Genomic DNA, 17,773 nt, shown 5'->3' on the forward strand with positions numbered 1-17,773 from the left:
CTATCCCATCGCCTCTTTGACGAGTTCGTCGGCCGCTTCCGCCAACAACTCGTCCCCTGCTTCGCCATAAACTGACTCGCGGCCAATTTCCAGCATCACGGGCACGGCGAGCGGCGAAACGTGCTCGAGTTCCCGATGGGTGATTCGTCCCTGAATGCGCGAGAGCATATCACCGAGCCGCTTCAGATCGAGCAGTCCGGTGGCCGCGTCGGCGCGCGCGGCGCGCAATAGTACATGGTCGGCCTGGTGCTTGCGCAGGACGTCGTAGATCAGGTCGGTCGAGAACAGCACCTGGCGGCGGGTTTTCTCCTCGCCGGTGAAGCGCCGCGCGATCAGGCCGGAGATGATCGCACAGGTACGAAAGGTGCGCTTCATCAGCGCAGACTCGGCGAGCCAGGCTTCGAGATCGTCGCCCAGCATGTCGGGTTCGAACAGCGCGTTGAGATCTAGCTTGCCTTGGCGAATCATGAACGACATGTCGCCGAGGCCCCACACGGCAAGCGCATATTCGTTGGCGACGAAGCCGAGCGGTCGCATCCGCGCCCGCTCCATCCGCCGCGTCAGCAGCATGCCTAGGGTCTGGTGCGCCAGCCGCCCCTCGAACGGATAGCAGACGAGGTAATGCTTGTTGGCGCGAGGAAAGGTTTCGACAAGCAGCTCGCGCACCGCCGGCACGCGGGAAAAATCCTTCTGCAGCGACAGCCAGTCGCGCACCTGATCCGGCAGCGCGTTCCAGGCGCGGCGGTCATCGAGCAATTTGCGGACGCGTTCGGCAAGATAGGTCGAGAGCGGAAACTTGCCGCCCATATACGACGGCACCTTGGCGTCCTTGTCATTGGCGCGGGAGACATAGACCACGTCCTCGGCCAGCGCCTCGTAGCGCACGACTTCGCCGCCGAACACAAATGTATCGCCGATGACGAGGCCTTCGATGAAGGCTTCCTCGATCTCGCCCAGCATCCGTCCACCGCGGCCGAGCGCGCCGGTCGAGCCAGAGCCGCCACCGCGCGAGCGCACCAGGCGCACTTTCAGCATGGTGTCCTCGACGATGGTGCCGACATTGAGGCGATAGCTTTGCCGCACTTTCGGATTGGCGACGCGCCAGCGCCCTTGTTTGTCCTGCTTGATGCGAGCGAAGCGTTCGTAAGTCTTCAAGGCATAGCCGCCGGTCGCGACGAAGTCGACCACGTCATCGAAGTCGGTGCGCGTCAGCGACGCGTAAGGCGCCGAGGTCAGCACTTCCGCATAGAGCTCGTCGGAAAAGAATGGCTCGCCGCAGGCGCAGCCGAGCACGTGCTGCGCCAGCGCGTCGAGTGCACCGGTTCGCAAAGGCGGCGTATCCTGCGCATTCTCGGCGATGGCATCGATCGCGACGCGGCACTCCAGAACTTCGAAACGGTTGGCCGGAATCAGGACGGCGCGCGAGGGCACATCGAGCCGGTGGTTGGCGCGGCCGATGCGCTGCATCAGGCGCGAAGCCCCTTTGGGCGCACCGACATTGATGACGAGGTCGACGTCGCCCCAGTCGACGCCGAGATCGAGCGAAGAGGTGCAGACCACACCGCGCAGCTTGCCGGCCGCCATCGCGTCCTCGACCTTGCGGCGCTGCGCGACATCGAGCGAGCCATGATGCAGGGCAATGGCGAGGCCGTCGTCGTTCATCCGCCAGAAATCCTGGAACAGCATCTCGGCCTGGCTGCGGGTATTGACGAAGATCAGCGTCGTCTTGTTGCGCTTGATCAGCTCATACATTTCGCCCAGCGCATGGCGCGCGGTGTGGCCGGCCCAGGGCAGCCGCTCCTGGGTGTCGAGCATTTCAACCACCGGCTCTGCCGCGCCGCCGGCCACGACGATGTCGGCGGCATCTTCCCTGCCCTCACGCTGCGGCACCAGAAACCGCGCCAGCGATTCCGGCTCGGCCACCGTCGCCGATAGCCCGATCGCGCGCATCTCCGGCGCCAGCCGCCACAGCCGCGCCAGCCCGAGCGACAGCAGATCGCCGCGCTTGGAGGTGACCAGCGCATGCAATTCGTCGAGCACGATGCGCTTCAGCGAAGCGAACAGAAACGGCGCGTCGTCCGACGACAATAGCAGTGCGAGTTGCTCCGGCGTGGTCAGCAGGATGTCCGGCGGATAGCGCCGCTGTCGCTGTCGCCGCGACACCGGCGTGTCGCCGGTGCGGGTCTCGACCTTGATCGGCAGCCCCATCTCGGCGATCGGCGTTTCCAGATTGCGCGCGATATCGACCGCAAGCGCCTTCAGCGGCGAGATGTAGAGCGTGTGGAGGCCGCCGGTGCGCTTCACACTGCGGCCGGTGGAGATGATCTTCCGACTTGCGATATGCGCCCCCTCCCCCGCAAGGGGGGAGGGAGAAGAGCGCACCGCCGTTGAGGCCGCACTCAGCTCTACCAGCGTCGGCAGAAATCCAGCCAACGTCTTGCCCGCGCCGGTCGGCGCGATCAGCAGTGCTGAGCGATCGCCACTGGCCTTGGCAAGCAACGCGAGCTGATGCTCGCGCGGCGACCAGCCGCGCGCGGCAAACCAGCGCCGGAAGCGCTCGGGCAATAGCGCAGCCGCTTCGAGCGGCGTGAAGGGCAAGGGTTGAGGCGACGGCACAGGGAAGAGGTAAGCCGTCGGAACGGGTTCGTCGAGGGGCCTCGAAAGTCACCTCGCCCCGCTTTTCGCGGCACTCTCCCCGTGAAGAACGGGATGAGGGAGCGCATGCGGAGACGTAGGACGCAGGTCAATCTCGCCCCGCTCGCGGGGAGAGGTCGGATCGCGAAGCGATCCGGGTGAGGGGGTGCAGGTCTTTCGGCTCGCACCGCCTGGTGGAGAGAGCCCCTCACCCCAACCCTCTCCCCGTGAAGAACGGGAGAGAGAGAGAATACAGTGCGCGTGCGCCTCTCACTCCGTCACCGGCTTATCGGAGATGTCCCAATCCTTGCCGTTGAAGATCGAGATGTAGAGCGTCTTCATCGGCGTATAGTCCTCGGGCGTGTAGCTGTAATTCACGCCGTCGAGGAAATAGGGCGAGTGGTAGCCGGCCAGCGTCGTCGCCTGCTTCAGCACGTTGGCGCGGGTGAGTTCGTCGCCGCAGCGGCGCAGGATTTCCGCCATGGTTGCGACCTGGCCATAGCCGGCAAAGGCGATGGTGTTGTCAGGGTCGACATTGGGCAAATATTTCTTCCGCAACTCCTCGAACGCCATCACGTCCGGATCCTTCTCGAAGCGCGGGACGCCGACTTCCTTGGCGTATCTGATCGCGACGATGCCGGAGGCGTTCTCGAAACCGGCGGCGCTGAGAATCGAACGGCCGGTTGAGCCCGCCGATAAGAGATGCAGCGGCTTCCAGCCGAGCTCCGCGACTTTCCGGATCGACTGCGACGACGCCTTACCGGTCGAGATGTTGTAGAAAACATCGGCGCCGGATTTCGAGAGATTGATGACCTGCGAATCGATCGTCGGCTCGGTCAGATCGTAGGTCTGCTCCATGATCACCTTGGCGGTGCCGCCGGCATCGGCCAGCACCTTCTTGAAGGGGCCAAGGAAGTCACGGCCGAAATCGTCATTCTGGTAGAGGATGCCGATCTTCGCGTTCGGCTTTACACTCACGACATGCCGGGCGAGGATGCGCGCTTCGGTCGGATAGAGCGGCAGACCAGCCATGGTCCATTTGAAGTTCTTCGGATCGTTCCATTTCGACGCGCCGGTGTTGAGCAGCAATTGCGGCACGCCCTTCGAATTAAGATATTTGTGCACGGCGGTCTGCGGCGCGGTGCCGAGCGAGCCGTATAGCGCAAGCACTTCCTCCTGCTCGACCAGCCGTCGCGTCGCCTCGACGCATTTCGGCGCGCTGTAGGCGTCATCCATGCTGAAGAATTTCACCTTGCGTCCATTGATGCCGCCTTTCTCGTTCAGCATCTGGAAATAAGCCTCGCCGACGCGCCCCAGCACACCATAGAGCGAGCCGGGACCGGAATGCGGCACGGTCTGTCCGATCTTGATTTCGGTGTCGCTGGCGCCCGGATCATATTTCTTTTCCGCGGCCCAAACGAAGGGCGCGGGCATTGCGGATGCAAGGACGGTGGCAAGTGCAGTGGCGCCAAATTCGCGCCGGGTCTGTTTATTCTTCATTGTTGTTCTCCCTTATGGGAGTCTTGATCCGCCATTCCGGCACGAGTGGCAATAGCGGACATGTCGCACGCAATGCCGCCATTCGCGGCGTGCGTAGCGTCTAGACTCAAGTTTTCGCGGCGACGACGACCAGCCCGGGAACCGGCGTGTTGTCCTCGTTGCGGGCGGAGCGGTTCTCCAGCAGGGACAGTTTGAGGCCGGCAGTTTCGACCTCGGCGCGCACGTGAGCTGGGGCATGGGCGTAGCGCAGACCCTCGCCGAGGATGACGCCGTCGCCGTCATGGGTTTCGGTGGTGAAGGCGATCAGTCCGCCGGAGACCAGCACACGGCCGGCTTCCTTCAGCACGGGCGCGATCTCGGCGACATACACCATGGCATCCGCGGCGAGAATGAGCTCGGCGCCGGCGTCCGGCCGTGCACGCAGTCCCTGTAGCATGTCGGCAACTTCCAGCTCGGCATAGAGGCCGGTGGCGCGCGCCCGCTCGATCATGCGTGGCGACAGATCGACGCCGATGAAATGATCGACCCCGCGGGCGAATGCCGATGCCGCAAGGCCGGTGCCGCAGCCGAGATCAATCGCGCGCTTGAAGAAGGCGGGCTTGCGTTCGGCCGATCGTACCGACAGCACGGCGCGGAACAACAGCTCCGGACCGCGATAGTCGAGATCGCCGACCAGGGAGGATTCGAAGCGCGGCGCGTATTGATCGAACAGGGTTTGCACATAAGCCTGCGACATACCGGTCAATGGCGCAGCGCCGAGCCGCATCAACCGAAGCGCTGCGCCATGGCGATCGCCGGGATCGCAGGCCTGCGCCCTTTGAAACGCCGAGACGGCCGCCTCGCGCTCGCCGAGTTCTTCGCGGATGCCACCGAGCGTGAACCAGGCGGATGCGAAATTCGGCGCCAGCTCGATCGCCTGCATGAGCAGGTCAGCGGCGGCGGCCAGGTCGCCCTTCAATTGCAGATCGCGCGCGAATTCGAACCGGCGGTCGGCCATCAGATCGCCGGAGGAGAGAAAAAGGCGGGCAGGCATTTCAAGGAACCAACTCGTCATTGCCGGGCTTGCCGACTTCGCCGAAGCTACGCCGGCCTGACACTGGAATGCCCGGCGAAGCCTTGGCGGAGCCGGGACCCGGCAATCCATCAAAGCAGGGACTCTTTGCGAAGATGGATGCGCGGGTCAAGCCCGCGCATGACGGCTAAACATTGCTGCCAAGGCACCTATATGTCTGGCATGCGTCCGCAAGACATCCTGATCCCCCTCCCCGCCGGTCTGTGCTGCAAGCCGGGCGGCTTCCATATCGATCCCGTGCGACCGGTCGAGCGCGCCGTGATTACGCATGGCCATTCCGACCATGCGCGAGCCGGTCATGGCGCGGTGCTCGCGACGCAGGAAACGCTCGACATGATGCGGCTGCGCTATGGCGACAATTTTGCGCGAACGACGCAGGCCGTCCGCTATGGCGAGGAAATTACGCTTGGCGACGTCAAGATCAAATTCCACCCCGCGGGCCATGTGCTGGGCTCGGCGCAGATCGCGGTGAGCTGCAAGGACACCTGCATCGTCGCTTCCGGCGACTACAAGGATGCGCCCGACCCGACCTGCACGCCGTTCGAAGTCGTGCCCTGCGATGTCTTCATCACCGAGGCGACGTTTGGGCTGCCGGTCTTCCGTCATGGCGATGCGGCCGAGGAAGTGAAGAAGCTTCTGGCATCGGTTAAGCTGTTTCCGGAGCGCGCGCATCTGGTCGGCGCCTATTCGCTCGGCAAGGCGCAGCGCGTGATCGCACTGCTCCGGGAGCAGGGCTATGACGCGCCGATCTATCTTCACGGCGCGATGGAGCAGATCACACATTACTACGAAAGCCGCGGCATCGCGCTCGGCGAGCTGCGGCCGGTCAGGGGCATGAAGAAGGCCGATCTTGCCGGCACCATCACGCTGGCGCCGCCCTCGGCCACATCTGACATCTGGACGCGGCGTTTTCCCGATCCGGTGACAGCATTCGCCTCGGGCTGGATGCGGGTGCGGGCGCGTGCCCGCCAACGCGGCGTCGAACTCCCGCTGGTGATCTCGGACCATGCCGACTGGGACGGCCTGACCGCAACCATCGAAGCGACCGGCGCGGGAGAAGTGTGGGTCACGCATGGCCAGGAAGACGCGCTGGTGCATTGGTGCAGGACGCGCGGGCTTGCCGCGCGCCCGCTCGACCTTGTCGGCTATGGCGACGAGGAAGAGCACGAGGTGGTTGCACCCGACGAGGCGGACGCATGAACCGCTTCGCCGAATTGCTCGATCGGCTCGCCTATGAGCCCGGCCGCAACAACAAGCTGCGCCTGATCACCGCCTATTTTCGCGAGACGCCCGATCCCGACCGCGGCTACGCGCTGGCGGCGCTGACCGGCGCGCTGTCGTTCAAGCATGCCAAGCCGGGATTGATCCGCGACCTGATTATGGATCGCAGCGATCCGGTGTTGTTTGGGCTGTCGTATGATTACGTCGGGGATCTGTCGGAGACGGTTGCGCTGATGTGGCCGAAGGGTGGGAGCCACTACGCAGAGTCTTTGCTGGGCGACCCCTCTCCCCCGCCCTCCCCCGCAAGGGGGGAGGGAGCGCAGTTGCGTGCGGGGCTCTCGCCACAGAACAATTCCAAGACCACAAACACCGCTCTCTCCGTCCCCTCCCCCCTTGCGGGGTCCGAGGCGAGCGAAGCTCGCTCTCGATGTCAGGGAGAGGGATACCACACGGGTGGTGCCAACGTTGACACCCGCCACAACAACCCGCCGCCGCCTACCCTCTCCGAAGTCGTCAGCACGCTCCGCACGCTCGGCAAGACCGAACTTCCGGCGCAGCTCGCGCGCTGGCTCGATGAGCTCGATGAGACCGGGCGATGGGCGCTGTTAAAACTCGTCACCGGCGCGATGCGGATCGGGATTTCGGCACGGCTGGCGAAGACCGCCGCGGCGGCGCTGGGCGACAAGGATCCGCACGACATCGAACTGATCTGGCCCGGCCTTGCCCCGCCCTATCTCGAATTGTTCGCCTGGCTGGAAGGCCGCGGCGACAAGCCGGTCAACCGCGATCCCGCGCCGTTCCGTCCTGTCATGCTGGCGCATGCGATCGAGGATACCGATTTCGCCAGTCTCGATCCCGCCGATTACATTGCCGAATGGAAATGGGACGGCATTCGCGTGCAGGCGGTCTCCGGCCGCGACGAGCGCGGCCACATGCAGGCGCGGCTCTATTCGCGCACCGGCGAAGATATCACCAAGAGTTTTCCCGATCTCGTTCCGTCGCTGCATCTGCCGGGCGCGATCGACGGTGAACTGCTGGTGTTGCGCGAGGGCCGCGTCCAGACCTTCAACGTGCTGCAGCAGCGGCTCAATCGAAAGGTCGTCTCGCCGAAACTGCTCAACGAATTTCCGATTCACTTGCGCGCCTATGACCTGCTCGGCGACGACGAGAACGATCTGCGCGAGCTGCCATTTGCCGAACGCCGCGCGCATCTCGAAGCATTCGTCCGCAAGCTCGACGATCCGCGCATCGACCTCTCGCCCACCATTCCCTTCGAGACCTGGGACGCGCTGATGGCGGCGCGCGCCGATCCGAAAAGCGCCGGCGCCGGCGAGGATGCCGATGCGGTCGAGGGCGTGATGCTCAAGCGCCGTGACGCGCCGTATCTGCCGGGTCGCCCCAAGGGCCAGTGGTGGAAATGGAAGCGCGATCCACACATCATCGACGCCGTGCTGATGTATGCGCAGCGCGGCCACGGCAAGCGCTCGTCCTATTATTCGGATTACACCTTCGGCGTCTGGACCAATGGCGAGGATGGCGAGCAACTGGTGCCAGTCGGCAAGGCCTATTTCGGCTTCACCGATGAGGAACTTTTGCAGATCGATCGTTTCGTCCGCCGTAACACGACAGAAAAATTCGGCCCCGTTCGCCACGTCGTGCACGAGCCGGACCAGGGCCTCGTGCTGGAAGTCGCCTTCGAGGGATTGCAGCGCTCGCCGCGGCACAAATCCGGCGTCGCAATGCGGTTTCCGCGCATCAGCCGCCTGCGTTGGGACAAGCCACCGCGCGAGGCCGACCGGCTGGAGACGCTGGAGCGGATGCTGAAGAACGTGACGGCAAATTAACATTCCAGGGACGCATGGCGGACATTGATTGCGAGGTGCGGGTTCCCCATGTGCCTCGCCGTGCCTATAATGCGGTACGTTCCGCGAGGAGAGCCCGATGCCCAACGACATCAGAGACCTGCCGGCCAGCAGTGACGGCCTGAACCGCTTTCTCGGCGGCTCGCCGCTGTCGGTGGCCTTCCGGCTGATCATGCTGTCGATCCTGGTCGGCGTGGTGCTCGCCGCGATCGGCTTTGATCCCTGGAATATCCTGCACAGCATCCGCATGCTGTTCCAGCGGCTGTGGGATCTCGGCTTCGATGCGGTCAACTGGCTGTGGCGCTACTTCCTGCTCGGCGCAGTGATCGTGATCCCGATCTGGCTGCTGTCGCGGCTGTTCGGCGCCCCGCGTGGGCGATAAGTTAGGGGCGAAAGGCTGCAGCCGATGCAAGTGCGATTTGTCGGCTGCGGCGATGCGCTCGGGTCCGGCGGCAGGTTCAACACCTGCTTTCACGTCACGGGCGCGAGCGTCAATTTCCTGATCGATTGCGGCGCGTCGTCACTGCCGGCCCTGAAGCGTCTGGGCATCGCTCGCGACGATATCGACCTGATCCTGATCACGCATTTCCATGGCGACCATTTTGGCGGCTTGCCATTCTTGCTGCTGGATGCGCAATTCACGCGCCGCTCCCGCCCGCTCGTCATCGCAGGCCCGCAAGGCCTCGAGACGAAGCTCGCTAAGTTAAGGGAAGCGCTGTTCGAGCATTCCTCCAAGACGCCGCAGCGCTTCGATCTTTCCGTCATTCCGCTTGAACCGGAGCAGAGCCGGACGTTCGGCAGCGTCAAGGTGACGCCCTATCCCGTGGTCCACGGCGAATCCGGCGGCCCGTTTCTCGCCTATCGGATCGAGGCCGAGGGCCGTATCATCACCTACAGCGCGGATACCGAGTGGACTGATGCGCTGATCCCGGCGGCGCAAGGTGCTGATCTCTTCATTGCGGAAGCCTACTATTACGACAAGCTCGTCAAGAACCATCTCAGCCTGAAGACGCTGGAAGCGCATCTGCCTGAAATCAATGCCAAGCTGCTGGTGCTCACGCATATGAGCGACGACATGCTCGGGCGATTGGGCGAACTGCCCTACACGGCGGCCCATGACGGCATGGTCGTCGAGCTCTAGGCATGCATTCACTTAAGTCCCCTTCCAGGGTCACGACGGCACAGGTGTTTGCCATCGCCGGTCCCGCGATGGTCGCAAACCTGACCACGCCGCTGATCGGGATCGTCTCGACCACCGCCATCGGCCGGCTTGGCGACGCCACCCTGCTCGGCGGCGTGGCGATGGCTTCCGTCCTGTTCGACTGCATATTCTGGCTGTTTGGCTTCCTGCGCATGAGCACGGTGGCTTTTACGGCGCAATCGCTGGGCGCCGGCGAGACGAGCGAATTGCGCGCGATCCTGATGCGCGGACTGATGGTCGCAGCGCTGGTTGGTGCGGCGCTGATCGCGCTGCAGATCCCGCTCGCCACGATTCTGCTGGGCGCGATGGGTGGCAGCGAGGGCGTCACGGGCGCGGCCAAGGCCTACTTCGTCATCCGGATCTGGTCGGCGCCGCTAGCGCTCGGCAATTATGTCGTGCTGGGATGGTTGATCGGGCAAGCGCACGCCAAACTTGCGCTCGGCATGCAGATCACCATCAATCTCATCAACGTGGCGGCGACCATCGTGCTGGTGCTGGCGCTCGACTTCGGAATTGCCGGTGCGGCAATCGCCGCGCTGATCGCGGAAGCCGCAGGCCTGGTGCTCGGCATGCTGATCGCGCGCCAGCTTTCGAAGGGGCAATTCGCAACTTCCCGCGCGTTGCTATTCGACCGCACCAAGCTGATGCGAATGCTCGCGGTCAATCGCGACATCATGATCCGCACCGCCTCGCTGATCGCGGCGTTCCTGTTCTTCACCTCGCAAGGTGCCCGTGCCGGCGACATGACGCTCGCCGCCAATGCGGTGCTCAACAATTTTCTGCTGTTCGGCGCCTTTTTTCTCGACGGCCTCGCCAATGCCGCCGAGCAGCTCTGCGGCCGCGCCTATGGCGCGCGCGACAAGGATGCGTTTGCAGGTGCGGTGAAGCTCGTCATCATCTGGGGCTTCGGCTTCGCGCTCGCAGTCGCCACCTGTTTCCTGCTGTTTGGGACTATGTTTATCGATATGATGACTGCAAGCGTGGAGGTGCGACGCATCGCACGCGATTATTTGCCGTTCGTCATCTTTGCGCCGCTGCTCGGCGTGTTCGCCTTTGCGTTTGACGGCATCTATATCGGCGCCACCTGGGCGCGCGACATGCGTAACCTGATGGTGGCCTCGCTATTGATCTTTCTTGCCGCGTGGTTCGTACTGCGATCATACGGCAATGCCGGACTGTGGGGCGCGCTGCTCGTGCACTATGCGGCGCGCGGTGGGCTGGAGGCGTTGAGGTATCCGGCGTTGCTGCGGAAGTCGTTCAGCTCGTAGCCCGGATGAGCGAAGCGACATCCGGGACGAAGGTTAGTGTAGCCCCGGATATCGCTACGCTCATCCGGGCTACAATCTACCTCACCGGCCAGTCCTCGGCGGTGATCGTCGCCGCATCGGCGCCGACGATCTCCGACAGCGAGTCGCGGCCCGTGCGCAGCAGCGTCGATGCAAGATCGCTCTTGATGTCACCCACCAAGCCAAGCCCCTTGTAGACCAGCGACGAATAGAGCTGGATCAGGCTGGCGCCGGCGCGGATTTTCGTCAGTGCGGCGCCACCGGAATCGATGCCGCCGACGCCGATCAGCGGGAATGCGCCTTCGACGCGGACATAAGTCTCCGCCACCATCCGCGTCGACAGGCGGAACAGCGGTCGCCCGGATAATCCACCCTGCTCTTTCCCTCGCGCCTGCTCGCGCAAGCTCGAGGGTCGCGCCAGCGTGGTGTTGGCGACGATCATGCCGTCGACGCCGCGCGAGCGCGCGATGTGCACGACGTCGTCGAGTTCGGTCAAACTCAGATCCGGCGCGATCTTCAGCAGCACCGGCGAATCGCCGGCATTCCTGCGCACGCGCTCGCGCGCATCGATCACCTTGGCGAGGAGATCGTCGAGCGCCGCCGATTGCTGCAGATTGCGCAATCCCGGCGTGTTCGGCGAGGAGACGTTGACGGTGAAATAGCTCGCAACCGGCGCGAAGGTCTCGATCAGCTTGACGTAATCGGCGACGCGGTCGGGCGAGTCCTTGTTGGCCCCGACATTGACGCCGACGATGCCGCCATGATGGGCGCGCGCGGCGAGGCGGCGCAGCGCGGCTTCAGCGCCGTCATTGTTGAAGCCCATGCGGTTGATCACGGCTTCGTCGCGTTCGAGGCGAAACAGCCGCGGCCGCGGATTGCCTCCTTGCGGCTTCGGCGTCACCGTGCCGATCTCGACGAAGCCGAAGCCGAGCCGCAGCAGCGCGTCGGGCACCTCCGCGCTCTTGTCGAAGCCCGCGGCCATGCCGATCGGATTGGGAAAATTCAGGCCGAAGGCGCGCACCGCCAGCTTGTGGTCATCGGCGCGCGGCTTGACAGGCGGCAGCAGCCGCAGGCCGTGGATCGCCATGCGGTGCGCATCCTCCGGATCGAACCAACGGAGCAGCGGCAGCGAAAAGGCGTCGAAGGCGCGGATCACGGCGCAAGCTCCGGAATATCGTGCGTGCCGTCGGACCGCGCGCGCATGTCGAGGATTTCGATCACCGCGCCGAGATCGAGCTCGCCATAGAGATGCGGGAACAGTTCGCCGTTGCGCGAGGGCTCCCAGCGCAGCGCGTCACCGAGCGCGTCCGCATCGACCGCGACCAGGAACAGGCCGGTCTGCCCGAAATAATGCTTTCGCGCCGTCTCGGCGACCTGCGAGGCGGTGGAGAAATGAATGAAGCCGTCGCGCAGATCATCCGCGCTGCCGCGGTAGACACCCTGCCGTTCGGCCTCGCGCCAGGCCGAGGCGGGAGTGATTTTGTAGATCGTGGGCACGGCGTTCCGGGCTTGTCGTTTAAGTCGCTTGGGATCTCCCGGAGGTGGCCGGGCTGGCGGCCGACCGTAAAGGCGGCAGCCCTCCAACTCAAGCGCAACAGCGGCATGGCGCGGCGCTTATTCGGTTCTGATTTCATCAGAACCGAATGTCAGTTTCTGGTTTTGACGCGTTTTCACCGAACCGGTGTCCGCCCCGGATCAGGTCCGGGGCACGCTTTCGCTCGAAAACGCTGGGCCAGATTTGCGCAAACCGGCCGGATCAGGCAATAATTCCTATACCGCTTCGGGGATTTTCGATGGCCAGGCAGTCCAAGGCACAACGTATCCTGACCCACGACCAGGTCTGGACCGCGCTGGACCGGCTGGCGGAACGCGCCGGCATGTCGCCCTCTGGCCTTGCCAAGCGCGCCGGTCTCGACCCCACCACCTTCAACAAATCCAAGCGCATCACCGCCGACGGCCGCGAGCGCTGGCCTTCGACCGAATCCCTGTCCAAGGCGCTGGCCGCCACGAATTCTTCGATCGACACCTTCGTGCAGTTGATCGGCGACGGCGCGCGCGGCAACCAATCGGTCCCGCTGCTCGCGCTGGCGCAGGCCGGCAGCGGCGGTCATTTCGATGAGAGCGGCTTCCCCTCCGGCAAGGGCTGGGACGAGGTGGCGCTGCCGTCGGCCAGCGACGAGCACGCCTATGCGCTGGAGATCTCAGGCGATTCGATGAAGCCCACCTACCGCGACGGCGACATCATCGTGGTGTCACCGGGCACGCCGATCCGGCGCGGCGATCGCGTGGTGCTGAAAACGTCGGACGGCGAAGTCATGGTCAAGGAATTGAAGCGGCGGACCACCAGGACGCTGGAACTCCAGTCGCTGAACTCTGCACAGGCCGATCGCACGCTGAACGCCGACGACGTCGCCTGGATCGCAAGGATCGTGTGGGCGAGCCAATAGGATGGCCGCTTTCGTGACGGATGTGCTCAGCGATCTACTGCAGCATTCCTTGCGCATCGTGTTGTGCGGTACCGCGGCGGGAACAACGTCCGCCGCCGAGCGGGCCTACTACGCCCACCGGCAGAACAAGTTCTGGAAGATCATCCACGAGACGGGGCTGACGCCGGAGCAGCTGCAGCCTCGTCAGTATCGCAGCCTGCTGCAACATGGAATTGGTTTGACGGATCTGGTGAAAGCGGGGGCAGGGATGGACCGCGCGACGCTGCCAAGACTGACAGCAGCAGATCGCGCGCGGCTGAACAATTCGATCGTGACATTTCGGCCGCAGTTTCTCGCATTCACAAGCAAGACGGCCGGACAAAAATTCTTCGACGGCAAGCGCGACTATGGCGAACAGCGTGAAGTGATCGGCGATACCAGGGTGTGGATATTGCCGTCGACTTCGGGCGCGGCCAATGGAAGCTGGCGGCCGGAAGTCTGGCACCGATTTGCGGAAGAGGTGAGAGCGGCGGAGTGACGAACTGCCCATTGCGTCGCCCCTGCGAACGCAAACGCAGGGACGACGGCAAGACCACGACGCGAAACTTACGTCGCGTAGTCAGGCTCTTTGCGATCCAGCATCCGCTTCAGCGCCGCGAAATGCCGCTCGGCCGGGGTCGGGCTCTTGTAGAGATGGTCGTCGATGTAATCGCGGCGGGTCTTTTCGACGACCGGCGCCGGCAACTGCTTCAGCCGCTGCCCGGTCCACATCGCATAGATCTGCACCTGCGCCGCGCGCTCGACGTAATAGAGCTTGTCGTAGGCTTCCGCGATGCTGGCGCCGACCGTAGTGATGCCGTGATTGGCCATGAACAGCACGGTCTTGTCGCCGATGACTTTTGCGAGCCGCGCGCCTTCCGCGGGATCGAGCGCAGGCCCGGTATATTCGTCGTCATAGGCGATGGCTCCTGATAGCCCGACCTCGGTCTGGCCGATCTCCTTGATGCGGGGATCTTCGAGCCGCGTCAGCGCGCTCGCATGCGGCATGTGGGTGTGAAACACCGCTTTCGCCTTCGGCAGCGCTTTGTGGATGGGCGCATGGATGCAGTAGCAGGAGCGCTCCACCTCGCCTTCGCCGCTCTTGACCTCGCCGTCGTCGATGCCGACTTCCATGAAGCAGGATGCGGTGACCTCGGACCAATGCGTGCCGAACGGGATCTGGTAGTAGCGATCGCTCTTGCCCGGCACCACGAAGGTCAGGTGGTTGAAGATGCCCTCGGAAAACCCTTGGATGAAGGCCAGCCGGTGCGCGGCGGCAAGATCGACCCGCGCCTGCCATTCCTCGGCGCTGTACTCACTGAGCGACTTCGGCGAAACCCTGAACTGCATGCGCGTTCTCCCTGATCCGCTATGTGGCCTGCCCCTCGGCGGAGCTTTGATGGCTGTTATGCGCGGCAGTGTAGCGCAATCCGGCGCGGCCGTGGTTGAAATTGCGGCGGGCCTGCCATCCCGGTTTGCGGCCACTAACCGCCTCAGCTGCTAGACTTTCGCGCCGCAACACCTGCGGAATTTCGACTTACGCCCGCACGGCAGAAGGACAGCCGCCGCTATGCGCTGCAGTCGGTTTGATCGAGCTGTCATTGCCGGGCTCAACCCGGCAATCCATCAACAAAAGGAGTCTTGCCAAGCAAGATGGATGCGCGGGTGCCGGCTACGCCAAAGGCTTCGCCGCGGCTATCCCGTGCGGCGCGCCGAAGCTTTAGCGGAGGCGGCAAGCCCGCGCCTGATGACTTTTGGTGCGGCGCCTACGCGCTTCTTGCCAATGCGCCGTCGATCATGTTCACCGCATTCGACACGCCGTACACTGCGACGAAGGAGCCGAAGCGGGGCCCCTTCTCCTGGCCGAGTAGCACCTGGTAGAGCATGTTGAACCAGTCGAGCGAGACGCCGGGCCGGCCGTCCTTGCCCTTCTTCACCGGATCCAGGAACGGCTCGCGTCGGCCGATCTCATAGACCACATTCTGGATTTCCTCCGCGCTTGAGCCTGCCGGCAACTGCGACAGCGCATCGCGCAAGTCCTGTAGGGCAGCGCGCTCGCCGGCGGTCGGCTCGCGGAACTGCTTGGTGGGCGCCACGAAGTCGCGATAGTAGTTGATGGCGTAGCCGACCATGGCATCGAGCTTCGGATGCGTCTGCGGCGTCACGCCCGGGCGATAGCGGCCGATGAAGCCCCACAGCGTTTCGGCGTTCTCCGCGTTCGACGACGACACCAGCGTCAACAAAAGCTGGAACGTGACAGGCATGTCGACCTTCGGCGGCTTGCCCGAATGGATGTGCCAGACAGGATTCTGCAACTGCTGCCGCGCCTCCTGCCGCGTGAAGCCGTCGAGGAATTGCTGGTAGTCGTCGACGTTGCGCGGGATAACGTCGAAATAGAGCCGCTTCGCCGCCTTCGGCTCGCGGTACATGAACAGCGACAACGATTCCGGCGAGGCATAGCGCAGCCATTCGTCGATCGTGAGGCCATTGCCCTTCGACTTCGAGATCTTTTGGCCCTTTTCGTCGAGGAACAGCTCGTAATTGAAGCCCTCCGGCGGCGTGCCGCCGAGCGCCGAGCAGATCTTGCCCGATAGCTTGACCGAATCGATCAGGTCCTTGCCGGCCATTTCATAGTCGACGCCAAGCGCGAACCAGCGCATCGCCCAGTCCGGCTTCCATTGCAGCTTGCAATGCCCGCCGGTCACCGGGACCGTGACGCGCTCTTTCGTTTCCGGATCGTCGTAGGAGACCGTTCCGGCCTTAACATCGTGCTCGACGATCGGCACATACAGCACCATGCCGGTGCGCGGACAAATGGGGAGGAACGGCGAGTAGCTCGCGGCGCGTTCCTCGCGAAGCGACGGCAGCATGATCTTCATGACCGCATCGAGCCGCTCCAGCATGCGCAGCAGCGCCGCATCGAACTTGCCCGAGGCGTAGTACTCGGTCGAACTCGCAAATTCATAGTCGAAGCCGAACTGGTCGAGGAAGGCGCGCAGCCGCGCATTGTTGTGCTGGCCGAAGCTTGGATGGGTGCCAAAGGGATCGGGGACCTTGGTCAAGGGCTTGCCGAGATGCTGCTCCAACAGCTCCCTGTTCGGCACGTTGTCCGGCACCTTGCGCAGGCCGTCCATGTCGTCGGAGAAGGCGAGCAGCCGCGTCTTGATCTTGTCCTCAGTCAGCACGCGGAAGGCGTGGCGCACCATGGTGGTGCGCGCGACCTCGCCGAAGGTGCCGATATGCGGCAGGCCCGACGGACCGTAGCCAGTCTCGAACAGCACCTCGTCCTTCGGGTTTTTCTTCAGCCGCGCGACAATGGCCTTGGCCTGCTCGAAGGGCCAGGCATTGGATTGTTCGGCAAGCGCACGCAGGTCGCTCGGGCTGGAGGCAAGATCGATAACGGACATTTTTTAAAGGCTCTCTCCGGAAGCCGCGGAAACTAGCGCTTCCGGGCGAAAATGCAAAATGACGGCGTCTTCGCCGTCATTCCGGGGCACGAAGCGAACCCGGAATCTCGAGATTCCCTGGTGTGCAATTGCACACCTGAGGTCTGGTGCTTGCGCACCATCCCGGAATGACCGCGCGTCAAAACGGACTGATCGAAAAATACCGCAGCCACAGATCGGTGAAGCGGCCTTTTTCCCAAATACGGAACAGCGCCCAGTTCAGCGAGGTCCGCAGGAGATCGTTGCCCTTGCGGACGGCGATGCCGATGCCCTCGCCGAAATAGCGGCTCTCGACGAAGGGGCCGCCCGAGAACGCGCAACATTCGGCTGAATCCGTGCCGTTGATCCAGAACGCTAGCGAGATCGCGTCGCCGAAGATGAAATCGACCTCGCTGCGCCGGAGCGCCAGCCGCAGTGCATCGTCGTTGGGGTACGACTTGATCTCGGCGTCGGTGAACATCGCCTTGAGATAGGCCTCGTGCGAGGTCCCGGCGATGACGCCGACCTTCTTGCCTTCCAGATATTCGGGCCGAATCTCCGGCATCACCGCCTCGCGCCGCGACACGAAGCGCGCCGGCGCACGATAATAGGGATCGGTGAAATCGAGCCGGGCGCGCAAGGCGGGCGTCACCGCCATTGAGGCGATGATGGCGTCACCGCGGTTGCTGGTGATCGCGTCGACCAGCGTCTCGAACCGGCGCATCTGGATGGTGCAGGAGATCTTGATCTCGTCGCACAGCGCCCGCGCCAGGTCGACATTGAAGCCGGCGGGATTGCCGTCGGGGCCGGTGAAGTTGAACGGGGGGTAATCGGTCTCGGTCAGGAACCGGATCACGGTCAGGCGCGACATATCGGGCCGGTCCGGGCGCCGGCGCGGATCCCAGAACCCAGGCACCGCCTGCGGCGCCGCCTCTACCGCCGGGCGGGGCTGGGTCTGGGCCGGAGCCGGGACACCGCCCGCGAACAGCAATGCGAACGCGATCAGCCAGATGCCGCCAGCGCGATGCAGTCCTGCAATGGTTAACGGGGCGGTAAGATATGGCATCGTCGGCAAACTAACGGAATTTCACGGCCTTATAGACCATC

15 protein-coding genes are annotated in these 17,773 nt (G+C 63.9%); 7 read left to right on the forward strand and 8 right to left on the reverse strand.

Features of this window, described 5'->3' with window-relative positions; all coding sequences use genetic code 11:
• The 3 genes from J6524_RS14920 to J6524_RS14930 all read right to left on the reverse strand — a co-directional run bounded on the left by J6524_RS14920 (nt 1) and on the right by J6524_RS14930 (nt 5,167).
• Entirely contained in the window at nt 1–2,598 is a 2,598-nt protein-coding gene (locus J6524_RS14920; RefSeq protein ID WP_225671680.1) for a ligase-associated DNA damage response DEXH box helicase, read from the reverse strand.
• A gap of 306 nt (nt 2,599–2,904) precedes the next feature.
• Nucleotides 2,905–4,134, reverse strand: a complete 1,230-nt coding sequence (locus J6524_RS14925; RefSeq protein ID WP_225671682.1) for an ABC transporter substrate-binding protein — start codon at nt 4,132–4,134, stop codon at nt 2,905–2,907.
• A gap of 106 nt (nt 4,135–4,240) precedes the next feature.
• Nucleotides 4,241–5,167, reverse strand: a complete 927-nt coding sequence (locus tag J6524_RS14930) for a class I SAM-dependent DNA methyltransferase (RefSeq protein WP_225671684.1) — start codon at nt 5,165–5,167, stop codon at nt 4,241–4,243.
• Nucleotides 5,168–5,368: 201 nt separating this feature from the next.
• On the opposite strand from J6524_RS14930, the gene J6524_RS14935 reads away from it, so the two are divergent.
• The 5 genes from J6524_RS14935 to J6524_RS14955 all read left to right on the forward strand — a co-directional run bounded on the left by J6524_RS14935 (nt 5,369) and on the right by J6524_RS14955 (nt 10,758).
• Complete coding sequence (locus J6524_RS14935; protein WP_225671841.1) at nt 5,369–6,406, forward strand: ligase-associated DNA damage response exonuclease; 1,038 nt, start codon at nt 5,369–5,371, stop codon at nt 6,404–6,406.
• The gene (locus J6524_RS14940; RefSeq protein ID WP_225671686.1) at nt 6,403–8,271 is read left to right on the forward strand and encodes a cisplatin damage response ATP-dependent DNA ligase; all 1,869 of its coding nucleotides are present in this window, start codon (nt 6,403–6,405) and stop codon (nt 8,269–8,271) included. Before J6524_RS14935 ends, J6524_RS14940 begins: the two co-directional genes overlap by 4 nt.
• Before the next feature lie 97 nt (nt 8,272–8,368).
• A complete protein-coding gene (locus J6524_RS14945; protein ID WP_225671688.1) occupies nt 8,369–8,671 on the forward strand; it encodes a DUF6460 domain-containing protein in 303 nt (100 codons plus the stop codon).
• Between the two features lie 24 nt (nt 8,672–8,695).
• Nucleotides 8,696–9,430: an MBL fold metallo-hydrolase gene (locus J6524_RS14950; RefSeq protein ID WP_225671690.1), complete on the forward strand. Its 735-nt coding sequence runs from the start codon at nt 8,696–8,698 to the stop codon at nt 9,428–9,430.
• Between the two features lie 2 nt (nt 9,431–9,432).
• Nucleotides 9,433–10,758 carry an MATE family efflux transporter gene (locus J6524_RS14955; RefSeq protein WP_225671692.1) on the forward strand — a complete coding sequence of 442 codons (1,326 nt, stop codon included), beginning with the start codon at nt 9,433–9,435 and terminating at the stop codon, nt 10,756–10,758.
• A gap of 76 nt (nt 10,759–10,834) precedes the next feature.
• On the opposite strand, the gene J6524_RS14960 is transcribed toward J6524_RS14955, so the two are convergent.
• Nucleotides 10,835–11,932 carry a quinone-dependent dihydroorotate dehydrogenase gene (locus tag J6524_RS14960; RefSeq protein WP_225671694.1) on the reverse strand — a complete coding sequence of 366 codons (1,098 nt, stop codon included), beginning with the start codon at nt 11,930–11,932 and terminating at the stop codon, nt 10,835–10,837.
• Entirely contained in the window at nt 11,929–12,273 is a 345-nt protein-coding gene (locus J6524_RS14965; protein ID WP_225671696.1) for a DUF952 domain-containing protein, read from the reverse strand. The genes J6524_RS14960 and J6524_RS14965 overlap by 4 nt, the downstream gene beginning before the upstream one ends.
• Nucleotides 12,274–12,569: 296 nt before the next feature.
• On the opposite strand from J6524_RS14965, the gene J6524_RS14970 reads away from it, so the two are divergent.
• Both J6524_RS14970 and J6524_RS14975 read left to right on the forward strand, forming a co-directional pair.
• On the forward strand, nt 12,570–13,223 hold the full coding sequence (locus tag J6524_RS14970) for a S24 family peptidase (RefSeq protein ID WP_225671698.1): 654 nt from the start codon (nt 12,570–12,572) through the stop codon (nt 13,221–13,223).
• A gap of 1 nt (nt 13,224) precedes the next feature.
• Entirely contained in the window at nt 13,225–13,740 is a 516-nt protein-coding gene (locus J6524_RS14975; RefSeq protein WP_225671700.1) for a mismatch-specific DNA-glycosylase, read from the forward strand.
• A gap of 68 nt (nt 13,741–13,808) precedes the next feature.
• Here J6524_RS14975 and J6524_RS14980 read toward each other — a convergent pair whose 3' ends face one another.
• The 3 genes from J6524_RS14980 to J6524_RS14990 form a co-directional block, all read right to left on the reverse strand.
• Nucleotides 13,809–14,591, reverse strand: a complete 783-nt coding sequence (locus tag J6524_RS14980; RefSeq protein ID WP_225671702.1) for a class II aldolase/adducin family protein — start codon at nt 14,589–14,591, stop codon at nt 13,809–13,811.
• A gap of 416 nt (nt 14,592–15,007) precedes the next feature.
• On the reverse strand, nt 15,008–16,648 hold the full coding sequence (locus J6524_RS14985) for a lysine--tRNA ligase (RefSeq protein WP_225671704.1): 1,641 nt from the start codon (nt 16,646–16,648) through the stop codon (nt 15,008–15,010).
• Nucleotides 16,649–16,826: 178 nt separating this feature from the next.
• Complete coding sequence (locus J6524_RS14990; RefSeq protein WP_225671706.1) at nt 16,827–17,732, reverse strand: transporter substrate-binding domain-containing protein; 906 nt, start codon at nt 17,730–17,732, stop codon at nt 16,827–16,829.
• Nucleotides 17,733–17,773 lie beyond the last annotated feature (41 nt).

Origin of the sequence: Bradyrhizobium hereditatis (assembly GCF_020329435.1) — a bacterium.
In the GTDB taxonomy this organism is placed as follows: domain Bacteria; phylum Pseudomonadota; class Alphaproteobacteria; order Rhizobiales; family Xanthobacteraceae; genus Bradyrhizobium; species Bradyrhizobium hereditatis.

What these genes read in the sequence shown, in the direction of transcription:
- J6524_RS14925 (WP_225671682.1), bottom strand. Translation starts at nt 4,134, where the DNA reads ATGAAGAATAAACAGACCCGGCGCGAATTTGGCGCCACTGCACTTGCC.
- J6524_RS14970 (WP_225671698.1), top strand. Translation starts at nt 12,570, where the DNA reads ATGGCCAGGCAGTCCAAGGCACAACGTATCCTGACCCACGACCAGGTC.
- J6524_RS14975 (WP_225671700.1), top strand. Translation starts at nt 13,225, where the DNA reads ATGGCCGCTTTCGTGACGGATGTGCTCAGCGATCTACTGCAGCATTCC.
- J6524_RS14980 (WP_225671702.1), bottom strand. Translation starts at nt 14,591, where the DNA reads ATGCAGTTCAGGGTTTCGCCGAAGTCGCTCAGTGAGTACAGCGCCGAG.
- J6524_RS14940 (WP_225671686.1), top strand. Translation starts at nt 6,403, where the DNA reads ATGAACCGCTTCGCCGAATTGCTCGATCGGCTCGCCTATGAGCCCGGC.
- J6524_RS14955 (WP_225671692.1), top strand. Translation starts at nt 9,433, where the DNA reads ATGCATTCACTTAAGTCCCCTTCCAGGGTCACGACGGCACAGGTGTTT.
- J6524_RS14930 (WP_225671684.1), bottom strand. Translation starts at nt 5,167, where the DNA reads ATGCCTGCCCGCCTTTTTCTCTCCTCCGGCGATCTGATGGCCGACCGC.
- J6524_RS14990 (WP_225671706.1), bottom strand. Translation starts at nt 17,732, where the DNA reads ATGCCATATCTTACCGCCCCGTTAACCATTGCAGGACTGCATCGCGCT.
- J6524_RS14950 (WP_225671690.1), top strand. Translation starts at nt 8,696, where the DNA reads ATGCAAGTGCGATTTGTCGGCTGCGGCGATGCGCTCGGGTCCGGCGGC.
- J6524_RS14945 (WP_225671688.1), top strand. Translation starts at nt 8,369, where the DNA reads ATGCCCAACGACATCAGAGACCTGCCGGCCAGCAGTGACGGCCTGAAC.
- J6524_RS14935 (WP_225671841.1), top strand. Translation starts at nt 5,369, where the DNA reads ATGCGTCCGCAAGACATCCTGATCCCCCTCCCCGCCGGTCTGTGCTGC.
- J6524_RS14985 (WP_225671704.1), bottom strand. Translation starts at nt 16,648, where the DNA reads ATGTCCGTTATCGATCTTGCCTCCAGCCCGAGCGACCTGCGTGCGCTT.